The sequence below is a fragment of the Mesorhizobium sp. RCAM 05104 genome (assembly GCF_059683645.1).
The window spans coordinates 1627693-1644448 of the sequence record NZ_CM185033.1; the positions used below are offsets into that span (position 1 = coordinate 1627693).

General features: G+C 63.7%; 16 protein-coding genes. 2 read left to right on the forward strand and 14 right to left on the reverse strand.

The features are described 5' to 3' along the window. Nucleotides 1-61 precede the first annotated feature (61 nt). The 6 genes from torT to AC56QP_RS08320 form a co-directional block, all read right to left on the reverse strand. The gene (gene torT / locus AC56QP_RS08295; protein ID WP_489860146.1) at nucleotides 62-1129 is read right to left on the reverse strand and encodes a TMAO reductase system periplasmic protein TorT; all 1068 of its coding nucleotides are present in this window, start codon (nucleotides 1127-1129) and stop codon (nucleotides 62-64) included. Nucleotides 1130-1193: 64 nt separating this feature from the next. Further along, complete coding sequence (locus tag AC56QP_RS08300; protein WP_489860145.1) at nucleotides 1194-2165, reverse strand: 5-oxoprolinase subunit C family protein; 972 nt, start codon at nucleotides 2163-2165, stop codon at nucleotides 1194-1196. Next, on the reverse strand, nucleotides 2155-3030 hold the full coding sequence (locus tag AC56QP_RS08305; RefSeq protein ID WP_256750053.1) for a 5-oxoprolinase subunit B family protein: 876 nt from the start codon (nucleotides 3028-3030) through the stop codon (nucleotides 2155-2157). Before AC56QP_RS08305 ends, AC56QP_RS08300 begins: the two co-directional genes overlap by 11 nt. Beyond that, nucleotides 3030-4415, reverse strand: coding sequence for an acetyl-CoA carboxylase biotin carboxylase subunit (locus tag AC56QP_RS08310; protein WP_489860144.1), 1386 nt, complete (start codon nucleotides 4413-4415; stop codon nucleotides 3030-3032). The genes AC56QP_RS08305 and AC56QP_RS08310 overlap by 1 nt, the downstream gene beginning before the upstream one ends. Next, complete coding sequence (locus AC56QP_RS08315) at nucleotides 4412-4654, reverse strand: acetyl-CoA carboxylase (RefSeq protein WP_256750055.1); 243 nt, start codon at nucleotides 4652-4654, stop codon at nucleotides 4412-4414. Before AC56QP_RS08315 ends, AC56QP_RS08310 begins: the two co-directional genes overlap by 4 nt. Then, a complete protein-coding gene (locus AC56QP_RS08320) occupies nucleotides 4651-5457 on the reverse strand; it encodes a 5-oxoprolinase subunit PxpA (protein ID WP_091576805.1) in 807 nt (268 codons plus the stop codon). Before AC56QP_RS08320 ends, AC56QP_RS08315 begins: the two co-directional genes overlap by 4 nt. A 289-nt stretch (nucleotides 5458-5746) precedes the next feature. On the opposite strand from AC56QP_RS08320, the gene AC56QP_RS08325 reads away from it, so the two are divergent. Beyond that, nucleotides 5747-6652 (forward strand): LysR family transcriptional regulator, encoded by a 906-nt coding sequence (locus AC56QP_RS08325; RefSeq protein WP_256750057.1) that lies wholly within the window; start codon nucleotides 5747-5749, stop codon nucleotides 6650-6652. A gap of 163 nt (nucleotides 6653-6815) precedes the next feature. On the opposite strand, the gene AC56QP_RS08330 is transcribed toward AC56QP_RS08325, so the two are convergent. The 7 genes from AC56QP_RS08330 to AC56QP_RS08360 all read right to left on the reverse strand — a co-directional run bounded on the left by AC56QP_RS08330 (nucleotide 6816) and on the right by AC56QP_RS08360 (nucleotide 15322). Then, complete coding sequence (locus tag AC56QP_RS08330) at nucleotides 6816-7694, reverse strand: SMP-30/gluconolactonase/LRE family protein (protein WP_489860143.1); 879 nt, start codon at nucleotides 7692-7694, stop codon at nucleotides 6816-6818. 46 nt (nucleotides 7695-7740) lie between these two features. After that, complete coding sequence (gene kce, locus AC56QP_RS08335) at nucleotides 7741-8703, reverse strand: 3,5-dioxohexanoate:acetyl-CoA acetone transferase (RefSeq protein ID WP_489860142.1); 963 nt, start codon at nucleotides 8701-8703, stop codon at nucleotides 7741-7743. Next, a complete protein-coding gene (locus AC56QP_RS08340) occupies nucleotides 8700-9647 on the reverse strand; it encodes a 3-hydroxyacyl-CoA dehydrogenase (protein WP_489860141.1) in 948 nt (315 codons plus the stop codon). Before AC56QP_RS08340 ends, kce begins: the two co-directional genes overlap by 4 nt. A gap of 11 nt (nucleotides 9648-9658) precedes the next feature. Further along, on the reverse strand, nucleotides 9659-10465 hold the full coding sequence (locus AC56QP_RS08345) for an SDR family oxidoreductase (protein ID WP_489860140.1): 807 nt from the start codon (nucleotides 10463-10465) through the stop codon (nucleotides 9659-9661). Nucleotides 10466-10478: 13 nt separating this feature from the next. Beyond that, the gene (locus AC56QP_RS08350; protein ID WP_489860139.1) at nucleotides 10479-12560 is read right to left on the reverse strand and encodes an ABC transporter permease subunit; all 2082 of its coding nucleotides are present in this window, start codon (nucleotides 12558-12560) and stop codon (nucleotides 10479-10481) included. Next, nucleotides 12557-14089, reverse strand: coding sequence for a sugar ABC transporter ATP-binding protein (locus AC56QP_RS08355; protein ID WP_489860138.1), 1533 nt, complete (start codon nucleotides 14087-14089; stop codon nucleotides 12557-12559). The genes AC56QP_RS08350 and AC56QP_RS08355 overlap by 4 nt, the downstream gene beginning before the upstream one ends. A gap of 105 nt (nucleotides 14090-14194) precedes the next feature. Then, the gene (locus AC56QP_RS08360) at nucleotides 14195-15322 is read right to left on the reverse strand and encodes a sugar ABC transporter substrate-binding protein (protein ID WP_489860137.1); all 1128 of its coding nucleotides are present in this window, start codon (nucleotides 15320-15322) and stop codon (nucleotides 14195-14197) included. Between the two features lie 221 nt (nucleotides 15323-15543). Here AC56QP_RS08360 and AC56QP_RS08365 point away from each other — a divergent pair, with 221 nt between their 5' ends. After that, the gene (locus tag AC56QP_RS08365) at nucleotides 15544-16224 is read left to right on the forward strand and encodes a GntR family transcriptional regulator (protein ID WP_489860136.1); all 681 of its coding nucleotides are present in this window, start codon (nucleotides 15544-15546) and stop codon (nucleotides 16222-16224) included. Between the two features lie 135 nt (nucleotides 16225-16359). Here AC56QP_RS08365 and AC56QP_RS08370 read toward each other — a convergent pair whose 3' ends face one another. Continuing rightward, complete coding sequence (locus AC56QP_RS08370) at nucleotides 16360-16527, reverse strand: hypothetical protein (protein ID WP_489860135.1); 168 nt, start codon at nucleotides 16525-16527, stop codon at nucleotides 16360-16362. Nucleotides 16528-16756 lie beyond the last annotated feature (229 nt).

Here is a 16756-nt window from a genome sequence, read left to right on the forward strand (position 1 = left end):
TTGCCAACCCGGTCGATCCGGTCCCGCCTTGCCTGGCGGAACCGGACAGCGCTTGTCGCGATCAGTTCACGTTGAAGACCGGCTTGTAGCCATCCGGCGGCAAGATGTTCGTCGGCGAAACGTCCTTGATATTGGACGGATCGACAACAAAGATCTTCGGACCGACGTGCTTGATGTAATCCTTGCCTTCCAGGATGCGGACGGCCTGGTCCACGGCAATGCGGCCCTGGATGACCATCGAGTCGGCAGGGGACGCGAGGATGAAGCCGCGCTTGATGCCCTCATAGACGCCAGGCGTCATGTAGAAGGACAGAAGGTCGACCTTGCCTTGCAGGCCGCGCTCGCGAATGACGCCCTGCGCGGCTTCCGCCGTCACCGCGGTGCCCGCGATGTATCGGATGTTCGGATTGGCCTGCAGCGCGTCCTCGACGAGCTTCAGCTGCACTTCCTTGCCAGTGTCGCCGAACTTGGGTTCCAGCACCTTGACCGCGGAGCCCTTGACGGCATCGAGGAAGCCCTGGTTCGCCGCGCCCACCCAGCCGGCACCCGCCGGTCCGGGGAACCAGCCCACCTCCACCTCTTCGCTGCCCGCCGGATGTTTCTTGGCCAGATAGGCGCCGGCTTCCGAGCCCATCGTGTAGAAGGACACCAGCGACTTCGCCGAGATGTCCGGCGATGAGATGCCGTTGATGACGTCGATCACCGGGATGTTCTTCTTGTGGATTTCCGAAACGAGATTGTTGAGGCCGTCGGCGGAGATCGCGCCGATGACGACCGCTTGCGCGCCGGCGGCGACGCAATCCTCGATCTGCGAAATCTGCTTGTCGAGCTCGGTGTAGCCGCCGGCTTCGAACAGGTTCATCTTGACGCCGAGCCGCTTGGCCTCCTCCGCCACGCCGTAGTCGACACCCAGCCAGTAGGCGTCCTTCATATGCGGAAAGGAAACGCAGATGTTCCAGGGTTTCGACGCCTTGTCGAGCGGCACGTAGGTGACATCGACCGACTTGCCGTCGGCCGCAAAAGGCGGCTCGATCTTGGCCGCGTCGTATGGATACCAGTCGGCGGCATAGGCGGCGCCGGTAATCAAAGTCGCCGCCGTCACAAGCATCATTTTTCCGAGATTTTTCATGTCATTCCCCTTTCTTGTTATCGACCGCCGCCTCGAGGACGGTTCGGCCGCACTTACCCAAATGTCAGTTGAAAACGCTCCTGATCCTGTCGAGCAATGCCGCCCGGTCGGCGCGGGCTTTCAGCGCGCCGTCCATGTCGACCTTGACGAAACGCGTCGGTGTGTTCGGCTGCAGCTGGCCGATCAGGTCCATGTCGGCCGAGACCACGGTGCCGACCATGAAGTAGCCGCCGCCCGAGACCGCGTCGCGGTGCAGGATGATCGGCTCGGTGCCACCCGGCACCTGGATCGAACCGTAGGGATAGCAGCTGTCGACGATGTTGGAGGGATCCGACCCGGCTCCGAACGGCTGGTCGCGTTCGACGAATTGCAACGGCCGGCCGCCGCGGAAGCGATAACCCATGCGGTCTGCCTCGGGCGCCACCTTCCATTGGTCGTCGAAGAAGTTCTGATGCGACTGCTCGGTGACGCGATGCCAATAGAGGCCCGGCAAGACCCGCAGTTCGGCCGGCATTCCCGGTCGCCGACGCAAGGCTTCCGGGACGCTTCGGCCTTCCTTGCCGGAAGTGGCGTTGCCGACAGGCAATTCGTCACCCTTGGCGATGGCGCGGCCCTTGAAGCCGCCCAGCGCGCCGATCGGGTAGGTCGAGCGGCTGCCGAGCGCGATCGGCACGTCGATGCCGCCAGCGATTGCGATGTAGATGCGCGCGCCTGTCTTCAGGAAGCCAAAGCTCAGCACCTGGCCAGCCTTGACGTTCAGCCCGGTCCAGGACGGCTTTTCCTCGCCGTCGAGCTTGATCGGCATGTCGGCACCGGTCACCGCGATCAGCGCGTCGCGGGTGAATTCGAGCTGCGGCCCGATGAACACCGCCTCCAGACCGGCCGCACCCTCGTCATTGCCGACGATCAGATTGGCGGCGCGCAACGCCAGCCGGTCCATGGCGCCGCCGATCGGGATGCCGAGATGGAAGTAGCCGGGACGGCCAAGATCCTGAACCGTGGTCGAAAGCCCCGGATTGAGTACCTTAACGGCCATTGATCATGCCCTCCAGCCTGGCGTTGTAGCCGTCGATGTCCTTCTGGAATTCACGCAGGTCGAAGGTGACGTCACTGATTGCCGGGGCAAACCGGCCGGCGGCGACTTCCTCGACGGTATGGTCGTATTCCTCGCGGCCGATCGGCTTGAACTTGACGATGTCGCCCGGGCGGAAGAACACCATGAAGTCACGGAGGTAGCTGGTCTTCTGCTCGGGATCGAAGATTGGCATCGGCGTGATGCCGAACATCTGGTAGCCGCCGGCGCCCCGCACGGAATAGATGCAGGAAAAGCAGCCGCCATAGCCGATGGTGAGCTTCGGTGTATCGGTGCGCGGCCTGAGATATTTCGGCACCTGGATCTGCCGCGGCCGGTCGACCATCTGGTACATGAACGGCAATCCTGCGACGAAGCCGACCATCGACACGAACCAAGGCGAGCCGGCATGGGCGGCGATGAAGTCGTCGACCGTGGCGTAGTTGTTGATCCGGGCGGCGTATTCGAGATCGGTGGCTTGCGGATCCTGGTGCCGCTCGCGGAACCGCATCAGGGTCTCGTGCGTCCAGGGATCCTGGTAGAACACCGGAATTTCGATGATCCTGGTGGCGATCACCGGATCGGTCTTGCTGGCCGCACTTTCGATGGCCTGCACCTCGCGCAACATGTCGTCGGGCCGGATGATGTCGGGATTGAACTTGATCTGGAACGAGGCGTTCGCCGGGCAGATCTCGGTCACGCCTCTGATCTGGCTGTCGCGCACGGCATTGGTCATCGAGAGGCTCTTGAAGAACGCCTCCAGCGACATGCTCTCGTCGCATTCGACGAAGAGATGCTCATCGCCACCGAATGAATAGCGGTTCTTCATCAGGCCACCTCCCTCGCGCCGCCTGCCGAAGCGGCGAATTTCGTTTCCAGCCAGTCCTCGAGAAAACGCGTATGGAAGCGCCCGGCCGCCACGTCGGCATCGGCGGCGAGCGCCTGATGCAGCGGCACGGTCGTTGGAATGCCGGTGATCCTGAGACCGGCAAGTGCCGTACGCAGCTTCGCCAGGCAGGCGGCGCGATCGGCGCCATGCACGATGAGCTTTCCCAAAAGCGAATCGTAGAAGGGCGGCACCGTGTAGCCGGCAAACAGCATGGTGTCGAAGCGGATGCCCTCGCCCTGCGGCACGACGAGCGTCTCGACGGTGCCAGGACCGGGCATGAAACCCTTGTGCGGGTCCTCAGCGTTGATCCGGCATTCGATGGCGTGGCCAGCAATGGAAATGTCTTCCTGCCTGACCGACAGAGGCTGGCCACCGGCGATGCGCAGCATCTCCTGCACGAGATCGAGACCAGTGATCATCTCCGTCACCGGATGCTCGACCTGGATGCGGGTGTTGACCTCGATGAAATAGAAGTCGCGGCTGGCGTCGTCGTAGAGATATTCGACCGTTCCGGCGCCGCTGTAGCCGACGGAGCGCGCCAGGGCGACGGCGCTGTCGCACAGGCTCTTGCGCACATCGGCCGGCAGTCCGGCGGCCGGGGCTTCCTCCCAGACCTTCTGCCGGCGCCGCTGCAGCGAGCATTCGCGCTCGTAGCAATGAACGAAATTCCGGCCGTCGCCGAAGATCTGCACCTCGACATGACGCGCCTTCTCGATCACCTTCTCGATGTAGAGGCCGCCATCGCCAAAGGCCGCCGCGGCCTCGGCCGAAGCTTGCGGGAAATGACGCTCGAAGTCCTCAAGGGTGTGTGCGATGCGGATGCCCCTGCCGCCGCCGCCGGCGGCCGCCTTGATCATCACCGGCAAGCCGATGCGCTCGACGATCGCCGCCGCCTCGGTGATGTCGGAGACGCGCCCGTCGCTGCCGGGCACGGTGGGCACGCCGGCCCTGGCCGCGACCTGGCGCGCCGCCACCTTGTCGCCAAGCAGCCGGATGGCCGAGGCGTCCGGCCCGACGAATTTCATTCCCGCCGCAACCACGGCTTCGGCGAAGTCGGCATTCTCCGACAGGAAGCCGTAGCCCGGATGGATGGCATCGACCTTCGCCGCCTTGGCCGCCGCGAGCACCGCCTCGATGTTCAGGTAGGATTTCTTCGCCGCCGGCGGCCCGATGTCGATCGCCTCGTCGGCCAGTTGCACCGCCAGCGAGCCGGCATCGGCGTGGCTGTACACCTGCACTGTCCTCAGCCCCAGGGCCTTCGCCGCGCGGATGATCCGCACCGCGATCTCGCCTCGATTGGCAATCAGGACGGAATTGATGGTCATGCCTCGACCTCGGCAAGCGCCTGGCCGGCCATGACCGCATCGGCGTCGTCGACGAGAAAACGGATCGCCTTGCCGTCGATGCCGGCCGTCACTTCATGGAAAGACTTCATCACCTCGACAACGCCGATCACATCGGTGGCGGAAACTGCATCGCCGTCGTTCTTGAACGGCGCGCTGTCCGGCGATGGCCTGCGGTAGAACATGCCTGGCAGCGGCGACTTGATTTCGGCTTTGCTCATTTTGATCCCCTTGCGGCCTGGGTCTGTTGGGCGGACACTTCCGACACCGGTGCGATCCGGATCCCGTTCGCGACCAAGGCGGAACGCATGGTGGCGGCGATCTCCAGGCAACCCGGCGTGTCGGAATGAAAGCAGATCGACTCGAAATCGATGTCGATGTCGGCGCCATCGACGGTGCGGACCTTGCCCTCAAGACAGGCGCGCACGACCTTGTCGGCAATGCCGGCCGGATCGAGCTTGCCGACATGCCGCGTGAACACGATCGAGCCGGAGCGATCGTAGTCCCGATCGGCATAGAATTCCCTGATTACCGGTTGGCCGGCTTCGAGCGCGGTGCGATAGGTCTGCGACATGCCCATGCAGAAGACGAAGGCATTGGGCGCCACGGTGCGCATCAGCTTGATGAAGGATCGCGACAGCGCCTCGTCGGCGGCGAGTTCCATGTAGAGGGCGCCGTGCGGCTTGACGTGCTGCAGGACGGCGCCATGACGCCGAGCAAATTCCCTGAGCGCGCCGATCTGATAGACGATGTCGTTGACGATCTCGTCGCCGCTGCCATTGATCTTACGGCGGCCAAAACCCTGCAGATCCCGATAGCCCGGATGCACGCCGATGCCGACGCCGTGCTGGGTCGCAAGCCGCACGGTGGCGTCCATCAGATTGGGATCCCCAGCGTGAAAACCGGCGGCGATGTTGGCGGAGCTGATCAGTTCCATCAACCTGGCATCGTCGGTGTCGCTCAGCCGCCATTGGCCGAACGCTTCACCCATATCGCAATTGATGTCGACAACCGTGACTGGCACGTTGCTCCCTTTGCATTCATGCGCCGATCGACAGCGCGGTTCCCGTGTTCTTGTTTTTTTGAACGTTAACGCGAGAGCACGACATTGGAAAATTCTATTCTCAGAATTTGACTTTCTGATTTTCAGATACCTAAGGGCGATGCGGCTGGAAGAGAAAGCGCGCGATACCGCCAGGAACGCTGGCATTTACTGCGACTCAAAAAGGCAATGGCTGCTCAAAGAAATTGCGTGTATCGTATTTTCCGAAAATGCATGCCACCGATATCAGATAAACGGAAAGCCGCGTCCTTTGCCAATCAGCCTGCGCCAGATCCGCTATTTCGTCTCGACCGCCGAGCAGGGCCAGATTTCGCAAGCAGCGGTCGACCTCGCCATTTCGCAGTCGGCGATCACCACGGCGATAAAGGAATTGGAGAGCGAAGTCGGCGCCGACCTGTTCGTCCGCTCTCCCCAGGGCATGGAACTGACCGCCGCCGGGCGACAGTTCCTGTTCCACGCCTATGACATCCTCAACAAAGTCCAGGAAGCGACCAGCCTGAATGTGCCGGCGAACACTCTGGAGGGCAGCCTCACCGTCGCGGCGACCTATACGGTCATCGGCTACTTCCTGCCCAACCACCTGGAGAAGCTGAAGCGAAATTTCCCGAAGCTCGACATCCAGCTTTTCGAGCTCAACCGCGAGGCAATCGAGGAGGGTCTTCTGTCCAACCGGTATGACATCGCCGTGCTGCTCACCTCGAACGTGCTCAATCCGGATCTGACGACCGAAACATTGATGGGTTCGCGGCGACGGCTCTGGGTCGCCTCGAAGCATCATCTGCTGCAGCGGGAATCCGTCGGCTTGAAGGAAATCTCGCAAGAGCCCTACATCATGCTGACCGTCGACGAGGCGGCGCACACCTCACTGAAATACTGGAGCAAGACACCCTATCAGCCGTCGGTCACGCTGCGCACATCCTCCGTCGAGGCAGTGCGCTCGATGGTCGCCAACGGACAAGGGGTCGCAATTCTCTCGGACATGGTTTTGCGGCCATGGTCGCTGGAAGGCAAGCGCATCGAAACCCTGGTGCCCAGTGACCCGATCCCGGCGATGGATGTCGGCCTGGCCTGGCGCCGCAATGCCCAGTTCACCCCCGCCATGGAGGCGTTTCGGTCCTATTTCAGGCAGACGTTCTACATTCCGAACAGTCGTTAGCGCTCACACGCGGACACAGATTTGAACGCCCTGGCCCTCCACGAGGCTGAACGGGATTTGCTTCAGAAGCAACGACGTCTGCGATCATCCAATCAGTCAGGAGAGAGCGCAAGAGGGCGGAAGGTGTCCGAGGCGAACATGACGCCGGAGATGCCGTCCATTCTTACCCGGCAAACCTGGGCTCGGCTATTCCGGTCACGCCGAGACCGGTGATGGCGAACAGGCTGCCGCGCAGGACGCCGTCGCCGGGAAATCGCGGCAGCGGCGGCTTGGCCATCGAGGTGACGTACAGGGTGTCGAGCTTCGGTCCGCCGAACATCACACTGGTGATCTTCTTTACCGGCATGTCGATGACGCGGTCGATGCTGCCGTCCGGCGCATAGCGCACCAGCCGACCGTCATAGACCAGCGCATTCCACAGATAGCCTTCGGCATCGACGGTCGAGCCGTCGGCCGCACCGCCCCGGCTGGTGTCGACGCGGGTGAAGGTGCGGCGGTTGGTGGCCGCGCCGGTGGCGATGTCGTAATCGTAGGCCCAGATCTCGCCGGTCCAGGTGTCGGCGAAATAGAAGGTGCGGTCATCGGGGCTCCAGCACGGCCCGTTCGAGCAGATGATGCCGGAATCGATCCTGGTGACGGAGAAGTCCGGGTCGAGCCTGTAAAGGCCGCCGGACGGCCCCTCCTCCATCGTATCCATCGAGCCAGCGAAGAAGCGGCCGCGCCGGTCGACCTTGCCGTCGTTGAGACGGTTCATCGGCCGGTCCGGCTCGGGATCGTGGATCAGCGTCACGTCGCCAGAGGCGAAATCGAGCAGATGGAAGCCGCGCTGCAGCGACACCACCGCGCCGCTGCCATCCTTGCGCAGCGCCATCGAGCCGATCTTCATCGGCACGTCCCAGCAGCGGATTTCGCGTCCGTCGGCGGTCGCCCGGAACACCCGCCCGTCAAAACTGTCGATCCAGTAGAGTCGCTCCTGCTCGACATCCCACAGCGGTCCTTCGCCCAGTGTGGTCTTCACGTCCACCACGACTTCGATCTTCATACCGTCCTCCTCTGTTTGATGCCGCGCGGCGATTGGCCAGGCCGCGTCAGAAAGCGACCTTGTCGCCGCCTTTCAATGACAGGATCTCGCGCGCCTCGTCGGGCGTCGCCACCTCCATGCCAAGCCCCTCGATGATCTTGCGCGCGAGCAACACCTGTTCGGCATTCGACTTCGCCAGCCTGCCCTTGCCCGCCCAAAGGCTGTCCTCCAGCCCGACGCGGATATTGCCCCCGAGCGCCGCCGATTGCGCGGCGATGCGCAGCTGGCTGGCGCCGGCGCCCAGCACCGACCAGCGGAACTGGTCACCGAACAACCGGTCGGCGGTGCGCTTCATATGGGCGACGTCTTCGGGATGGGTGCCGATGCCGCCGAGCAGTCCGAATACCGACTGCACGAAGAAAGGCGGCTTCACCAGCCCTCGATCGGCGAAGTGGGAAAGGTTGTAGAGATGGGCGATGTCGTAGCACTCGAACTCGAAGCGCGTGCCGTTGTCGTAGCAGGTGGCCAGAATGTACTCGATGTCCTTGAACGAATTGCGGAAGACCAGGTCGCGCGTCGCTTCCAGATGCGGCTTTTCCCAGTCGAACTTGAAGGTCTCGTATTTGTCGGCGAGGTGATAGAGCCCGAAATTGATCGAGCCCATGTTGAGCGAGGCAACTTCCGGTTTGAACTGGGCGGCAGGGCGCACGCGCTCCTCGACCTTCATGTAGGGGCTGCCGCCAGTGGTGATGTTGATGGCGGCATTGGTGCCCTGCTTGACGCGCGGCAGGAAGCGGGCAAAGGCCTCCGGCGTCTGGTCGGGCTTGCCGGTTTCCGGGTCGCGGGCATGCAGATGCAGGATCGCGGCTCCAGCCTCCGCCGCCGCGATCGCCTCGGAGGCGATCTGGTCCGGCGTGATCGGCAGATAGGGCGACATGGTCGGCGTATGGATCGCCCCTGTCACCGCGCAGGTGATGATGACCTTGCCCTTGGTCTGCGCGGCACCCGATTTGCGGCTTGTCTGGGTCATTCTCCGAACTCCTGATCCGATTTTCTTTTGTGCGCCGCCAGCGCCATCAGCCGGCGATCACGCCACACCTGTCGGGCGCCGAGACCGTCGCGCGGCAGGCGCTTGCGACGGTCGGCCTCGACGGTCGCCATGACCTCGCCCGCCCAGTCGACGCGGCGCAGCATCTGCGGGAAGATGTTCGAATAGATCGACTGATAGCGCTCGACATAGTCGCGCACGCCGCCAGGCGCATTGAGGTCTATGGTCTCGAACGGGCCCATGAACGACCAGCGCAGAGCCAGCCCGTCGCGGATGCCGATATCGACATCCTCGACGCTGGCGTAGCCGTCGGCGACGAGCCTGAACGCTTCCTCCAGCAAAGCGCCCTGCAAGCGGTTCATGATGAAGCCGTCGAGCTCGTGCTTCATCACCAGCGGTGCATGGCCGGCATCGATGAGGAAGGCGCGGGTCCTTTCGACCGTCTCAGCGGACGTCCACGGTGCCGGCACGACTTCGGCCGCCGGGATGAGATAGGGCGGATTGATCGGATGCACGACCAGGCAGCGGTGCCGTCCCCGCAGATGATCGGTGAACTTCGACGGCAACAGCGCCGAGGTGGAACTGGCGATGACCGTTTGCGGGCCGGCAAGGCCATCGATCAGGGAGAACACCTCCCGCTTGACCTCGAGGTTTTCGGGCGTGTTCTCCTGGACATGGACTGCATCGGCCAGCGCTTCCGCCAGCTCGGCGACAATAGCGATGCGGCCGAGCACTGTGTCGACGGATTGCCCGCGCAGCAGGTCGTTCGAGGCGAGGTCGCCGAGCACGCCGGCAATGTAGTCGCGGGCACCGCCTGTCGCGGCCGGCGACTGGTCCCACATCCGCACATCATGGCCGGCACGGGCGAAGCTGATCGCCCAGGCCCGCCCGATGAACCCGCTTCCGACAATCGCGACATTGGCCATGGATCGGTTCCTCAAAGTGTCTCGACATTGCCGTCGACGCCGAGCGACTGGCCGGAAATGTTGATCCCGGCATCGGACAGCAGGAAGGCGACCATCGAGGCCACATCATAGGGGCTGGTCATGCGGCGCAGCGAGATGTTCTGCAGATAGCGCCCGGTCATCTCCTCGTGACTGATGCCGAGCTGCTTGGCGCGCGCCGAGATGACGCCCTCGATGCGCGGTCCCTCGATGATGCCGGGCAGGATGGCATTGACCCTTATGCCGTGCGGCCCAAGCTCCTTGGCGAGGCTCTGCGTGAAACCGATGACGCCGAACTTGGCCGCCGAATAGGGCGTGCGGAACGCATAGCCGTGGCGGCCGGCCGCCGACGACATCGACACGATCGAGCCGCCGCCCGCCGCCTTGATCAGCGGCACGGCGCGCCGGGCGCACAGGAACTGACCGGTCAGGCAGATGTCGATGCAGCGCCGCCAGTCGGCCGGATCGATCTCGTCGACACCGCCTGTCGGCCCGGCAATGCCGGCATTGTTGATCAGCGCGTCGAGCCCGCCGAGCTTTTCCTTCACGGCCTCGAACAGCCGGTCGACGTCCGCGTCACGCGAGACATCCGCCTTGATTGCCGCGACCAGGTCGATCTTGTCCGGAGCGGCGGCCAGCGCCTCGTCGGAAACGTCGCAGACGACGATGCGCGCGCCGAGCCGCGACAGCGTGTCGGCTATGGCAAAACCGATGCCGCCGGCGCCCGCTGTCACCAGCACGCGCTGGCCTTTCAGCCCGCCCAGAAATTCGTCCGCCGATGCCGGTGCGCTTGCACTCATGGTCCTGTCCTTCTCATTGCAGCCGCCGTTCGCGCAGCGCCATGACGGCACCCAGAACGACCAGCCCGTAAAGAATTGCCCTTGTGGCGTAGGGAAGCGTGGTGCCGGCCAGCAGCATCTGCAGCGCCGTCAGCAACAATACCCCGCCAAGCATGCCGAGATAGTGGCCGCGCCCGCCGGTGATCAGCGCACCGCCAACCACCACCACGGCGATCGACGGCAAGAGATAGTCGTCGCCCATGCCGAGGCTTGCCTGCCCTGAAAAGCCGGTCAGCATGATGCCGACGATCGCCGCGCAGACGGCCGACAGCATGTAGACCAGGATCAGCGTGCGCTCGACGCCGATGCCGGACAATCGCGCCGCGCGCAGCCCGTTGCCGATGCCGTAGACCCGGCGTCCGAACGGCGTGCGTCCAAGCAGCAGCACTGCCACGACCACGAAGACGACCATCAGCAGGACGACCGGCGTCACGAGGCCGAGCTTGGCCGTCATGAACCAGCGCAGCAGCGGCGAGGAAAAACCGGCGGGCGTTCCCTGCGAATAGAGCAGCGCACAGCCCTGCAGAATGCCGTTGGTGGCGAGCGTCATGACGATCGGCGAGATGCCGAGATAGACGATGCCGAAGCCATTGGCGAAGCCGATGGCGCAGGCCATCAGCAATACGACCGGCAAGGCGTAGACGAGCGCCGCATCGGAGCCGTTGACCATGCCGGCCAGGATGATGCCGGAAATGCCGATCGTCCACGGCACGGAGAGATCAAGGCCGCCGGTCAGGATGACCGTTCCCTGCCCGAGCGCCAGGACGGCCAGGAAGGACGACAGCACGAGCAGTGAATTCCAGTAACCCGGATTGAGGATGGCGCGGCCGAGCCAGATCTGCGTGACGATGACGATGATGAGCAGGCAGACATAGGCAGGCAATGCATAGCGCAGCGTCTCCGCATTGCGCAGATGGAAGGCAGGGCGCGGCAATGCGGCCGTGCGTTGACCCTGCGATGGCCCGGCGATCCTGAGACGCCGATCCACGCGCTCGAGTTGCGAGGGCAATATGCCGGCGCGCCAGGCGGCAAGCCGGGCACGCGCGGCGCGCAATTGGACGGCAAGGACCGATGCGTGCGAGATCGAGCCGGCGAGAGCCGCCAGCACGAGAATGGTGCCTTCGGCTATGGTCGAGTAGTAGGCCGATACATTGAGCACCAGCAGGATGTTCACCACTATCATCAGGATATAGGCGCCGAAGACTGTGCCGACCGGACCGCCCTGCCCGCCGCCGAGACGCGTGCCGCCGACGACGACCGCCGCGAACATCGACAACAGCAGCGGATTGCCGACCAGCGGATCGCCGCTGCCGGTCTGGGCGCTGATGAACACGCCGGCAAGGCCGTAGCAGCCTCCGGCGATGACATAGACGGCAAAGCGCACCAGCACGACATTGATGCCGACGGAAGCGGCCGAATCGGCATCGCTGCCAACCGCGTAAAGCGCCGTGCCGAAACGGGTTCCTTTCAGCCAGAACCAAGCGAGCAGGACGACGCCCAGCACCACCAGCGGCATCGGCAGCCAGTTGGTGATCGCGTCGCCAAGGTAGAACGTGCCGAGATCGGGCGACACGAAGCCGCCGGGCTTGTCCATCACCAGCAGCGTCACACCTTGCAGGATGAACATGGTGGACAGTGTCACCACGATGGGCTGCATGCGCAGCACGGCGATGAAAAAGCCGTTGAAGGCACCGACAGCCATGCCGACGCCGATGCCGACTGCCGTCCACAGCAGGATGCTGGCGCCTGGTGCCATCGGGTCCATGCTCGATGCCAGCACGACATTGACCAGCGATATCACCGCGCCGGCGGACAGGTCGAAGCCACCCGACAGGATCACGATCGTCTGGCCGATTGCCGCCAGCGCCGAGGTCGCGCCGCCGCTCGACAGGAACGACACATCGAAATAGGTCAGCGGCCCGGCACTGATCCAGTCGACGATGAAGAGCAGGATCGCAAGGACGGCGGCGGCGATCAGCGCGCCGCGATTGCGCATCAGCGCGCGGCGCAGCCCGAAGCCACCGGAAACAGGAGATGAAGCTGCCGAGCTGCTCATGCCGCGGCTTCCCCGGCATGGCCGAGCGCCGGACGCATGATGGCCGGTTCGGTGATGGCGTCGCCTTCGAGCTCGGCCGCGATGCGCCCGTCGTAGAGAACCAGGACCCGGTCGCATTGGTGGACGAGTTCGGGGATCTCCGTCGAGTGCAGCAGGATCGAACCGCCAGCGGCCACATAGTTGCGCATCATCACATAGAGCTCGTGCTTGGTGCCGACGTCGATGCCACGGGTGGGATCGAACAAAAGCAGGATGCGGCTCTGCGCCACCAGCCATTTGGCGATGGCGATCTTCTGCTGATTGCCGCCGGAAAACGCTCCGGCCCGAGTCCACAGCGCGCGGCGGTCGACCTCGACAGTGGCGAATGCCTCCTCGACGGAGCGGGTCTCGGCTTCCATGTCGACAAGGCCGAAGCGTGTGAAGCGCGACACCACGGGCAGCGTGGCGTTCTGGCTGCCCGACAGTTTCAGGAACAGGCCCTCGGATTTGCGGTCTTCCGGCACCAGGCCGATCGCCATGTTGGGCAGCAAGGCATCGGCGGGCGAGCCGAGCCAGACCTTGCGGCCGTCGACAAGGATGTCGCCGCGGGTGATTTCGGCCATGCCGAAGCAGGCCAGGAACAGATCCTGCTGGCCCATGCCCTGCAGTCCGGCAACGCCGAGGATCTCGCCCCGGCGCAGGTCGAAGCGGGCGCCGTCGAGCTTGCTCCCGACCTTGAGGTCGCGCACGCCCAGAACCGGTGGACCGAATGCCTGGGCACTGTCGGGCTTGGGCGGAAAGGTCTGCTCGATGCTGCGGCCGATGATCTTTTCGATCACGTCAGCGTCCGAGACCTCGGCAACCGGCGCGGTGACGATGTGGCGGCCGTTTCTCAGGATCGTCAGCGTGTCGCAAAAGGCGCGGACCTCGCGCATGCGATGGGTGATGAAGACGATGGTCGTGCCCGCGGCCTTCAGCCTGGCGATGATGTCACCCAGCCAGTCGACGTCGCGGCCGGCGAGCGTCGAGGTCGGTTCATCGAGCAGCAGGATGCGCGGCTTGCGGTAGACGGCACGCGCGATCTCGATCTTCTGGCGCACCGAAAGCTCGAGCTCGCTCACTTCGGCATCGAGATCGACCGAGAAGCCGAGATCGTCGATGTGACGGCGAACTGCCTTGCGGGCGGCAGTGCGCCGGATCAGACCGGAGATGCCCACGGGGGCGTAGGGCAGCAGCATGTTGTCAAGGACGGAGAGATCGCGCACCAGGGTCATCTCCTGGAATGCCGTCTGCACGCCCAGCGCGTGCGCGGCGCGCGGTGCGCCGTAGCCTATCTCCTTGCCGAAGACATGGACATGGCCCGCACTCGGCCGGACCAGTCCGGACAGCAGTTTCACCAGGGTCGACTTGCCGGCTCCATTTTCACCCAGCAGCGCATGGACGCTGCCGGACGCGATCCGGAACGACACGCCGTCCAGCGCGACGGTCGGGCCGAACGCCTTGCTGATGCCGTCGATCTCGATGGCGGGAAGCTCGGAGTGGTCTGTCATTGTCCTCGATCGCCGGGCTGCGCACTTCTGGGCGACATGCATTAGCGCGGATCGACGATGCGCGGACAAGATGTCCGCGCATCGTCGCGATTTGCCTTGGGAGGCTTAGTCTTCCGGCTGGCCGACGAGGGCAGCGCTGAGGCCGATCTCGGGCGTCTGGTCCGAAAAGATCGATGCGAACCAGCCAGGGTTGGAGACCAGCGACGGCTTGAAGGCGTTGCAGCCGGCCTTCATCTCCGCCCAGGTGCCCTCATCGCACAGCTTGATCGTCTCGTTGGTGACGACCGGCAGCGGCAGGATGGTGGTCTTGGGCACGTCCTTGCCTTCGATCGCCTCGACGGCGAGCTTGAGTGCAAGCGCCCCGGAGTACGGCGGCGAGGCGTAGGAAATGCGGGGCGCGCCGAGCGGCGCATAAGGCGACGCCGCGCCCTCGACTTCCGTCCCCTCCGGCAGCATCTGGATGCGGCCACCATTGGAGCCTTCACCAGCGCAAGGCAGCAGTTCGCTGGTCTTCTTGCCGGCCTCGAGCTGCATGGAGTTGGCGGTGAAGCAGCCGACCTGCATCCACAGCCCGTTGATATCGCTCCAGCTGCGCGTCGCCAGGATCTTCGAAAGTTCGGTGCGAGCGACAGCCTGGCTCCACATGCCGACAGCCTCGCCGACGATCTTAATATCGGGATACTTGGCGAAGACTTCCTTGGCGGCCTTGGTGCGCAGATCGTCGACCGATGTGCCGGGGACTCCGGTCACCGCGATGATGTTGCCCTTGCCGTTGAGCTTCTTGACCAGCCATTCGGCCGTCACCCGGCCCGCTTCCTCCTGGTCGATATGCACGTTGTAGGCACAGGGCTCGGTGATCTCCGCGTCATAGGCAAAAACCTTGACGCCCTTGTCGCAGGCATTCTTGACCACCTGGTTGAGCGCGGTCGGCGAGATCGGGAAGATCACGATGGCTTCGGCGCCCGCCTGCACCATCGCATTGACCTGCTGGATCTGACGCTGCGCGTTTGGCCCTGCCACCTGGACCTGCAGGTCGACCTTGTCGGCCAGGCTCTTGTGCGACGCCATCGCCTTGACCATGTTGGCGGCCTCGGCCTGCCAGTCATTGCCGATAAAGCTCATGCTGAGAAAGATCTTGTGCTTTTCGGCCGCTTCCGCGGCGGACAGGCCGAAGGTGCAAGCAGCCATGCCGGCCAGCAGCGCGAGCCGCCGGACTTTCAATCCGATACCCATATGAAACTCCTCCCAATCCGAACGACCGAATGCCTCCCAAGGGCACGAAACGTAACCCTTGTCATTCGACGCCAGCGACCGTAACATCATTTGATCAAAGATCAATGATGAAATCGCTTAATATCAAAACCGGCGGTCGTGGGCGCTTGACGCGGCATCCCGAACCTTGCATTCCGGGCACAGGCGATAGGGTCGCCGTTGGGCGGGAAGGTTGACGGGAGATGGCTGGATCGGCGTTTAGGAAGCCGGGGGTCGAGATCACGCCCCTGTCCCGGGAAACCTTGCAGGACAGGGTCTACCGCCACGTCACCGAACTGATCCTCGACGGCAGCATCGTACCGGGCGAGATGGTGACTGTTCAAAGCCTTGCCGACGCTTTTGGCGTCAGCCCGATGCCGGTCAGGGAAGCGCTGCGGCGCCTGACGGCCGCCAACGCGCTGATGGTGGTTTCGGGCCGATCGATCGGTATTCCGGCACTAAGCCGAGCGCGCCTCATCGACCTCAGGAATGTCCGGTTCGAGATCGAAGCGATCGCGGCCGCATGGGCGGCGGAGCGCATGGACGACAAGGGCGTGGCGCTGCTGCGCCAGCATCTGGATGCGCTCGAACAGGCCAATGCCGCCGGAGACGTCAAATCCTATCTCAGGGCCAACTACGCCTTTCATTTCTCGATCTATCGGGCGGCCGGCTCCGAGAACATGCTCAACATCATCGAGAACCTTTGGCTGCAGATCAGCCCTTACTTCAACATGCTGCACGATTCGGGAAACTACTCGACCGCCAACGAGCACCATCAGGAGATGTTCGCAGCACTGCGCGACCGGGATGCAGAGGCGGTTCGGGCCGCAGTCCGCGCCGACATCGACGCGGCTTTCGACGTGCTGGTCGGCCTGCTGAAGTAGCAAGTATTGCCAGATGCGTCTTCAAGCTGAGGTTGGGCGTCGGTAGCTTTCAGCCCGCGGAGCCCGGGGCGGCTCTGGAGTTCGGCGTGACGGGGATGCATGCATCCACCGCCAGGACGGAGCAGCAGCTTCCTTCTAGACGAAGGCCATCACGACCACGCCACCCACGACAACCAGGGTTAGTCCAGCGACAAGCATGGGCAGCAACGTATTGCCTGCCTTTGCGCCGCTTGCCGCTTCAGTGCTGAATACAAGGCTTGGGCGCTCTTCGAGCACTTCCTGCTTCTCGATCTGGAATTTCATTTTCGTCTCACTTCGCTTTGTTAGCGTTGCAGGGAGAACCATTCGCCGCGCCGGAGCGGCGCGTCGACATGTCAATGTTCTATCCGTCAACCGATGTCGAAGAAGAGAAGCTACCGGACTTGAGGCGTCGGTTCTTTGCGCTCGCGCAAACTGGATGGCACGACGCGTTCGTCGCCGCTGCCATCCGAAACCCCGATTGATGCGCATCAAAGCCGACCGAACGTATGCC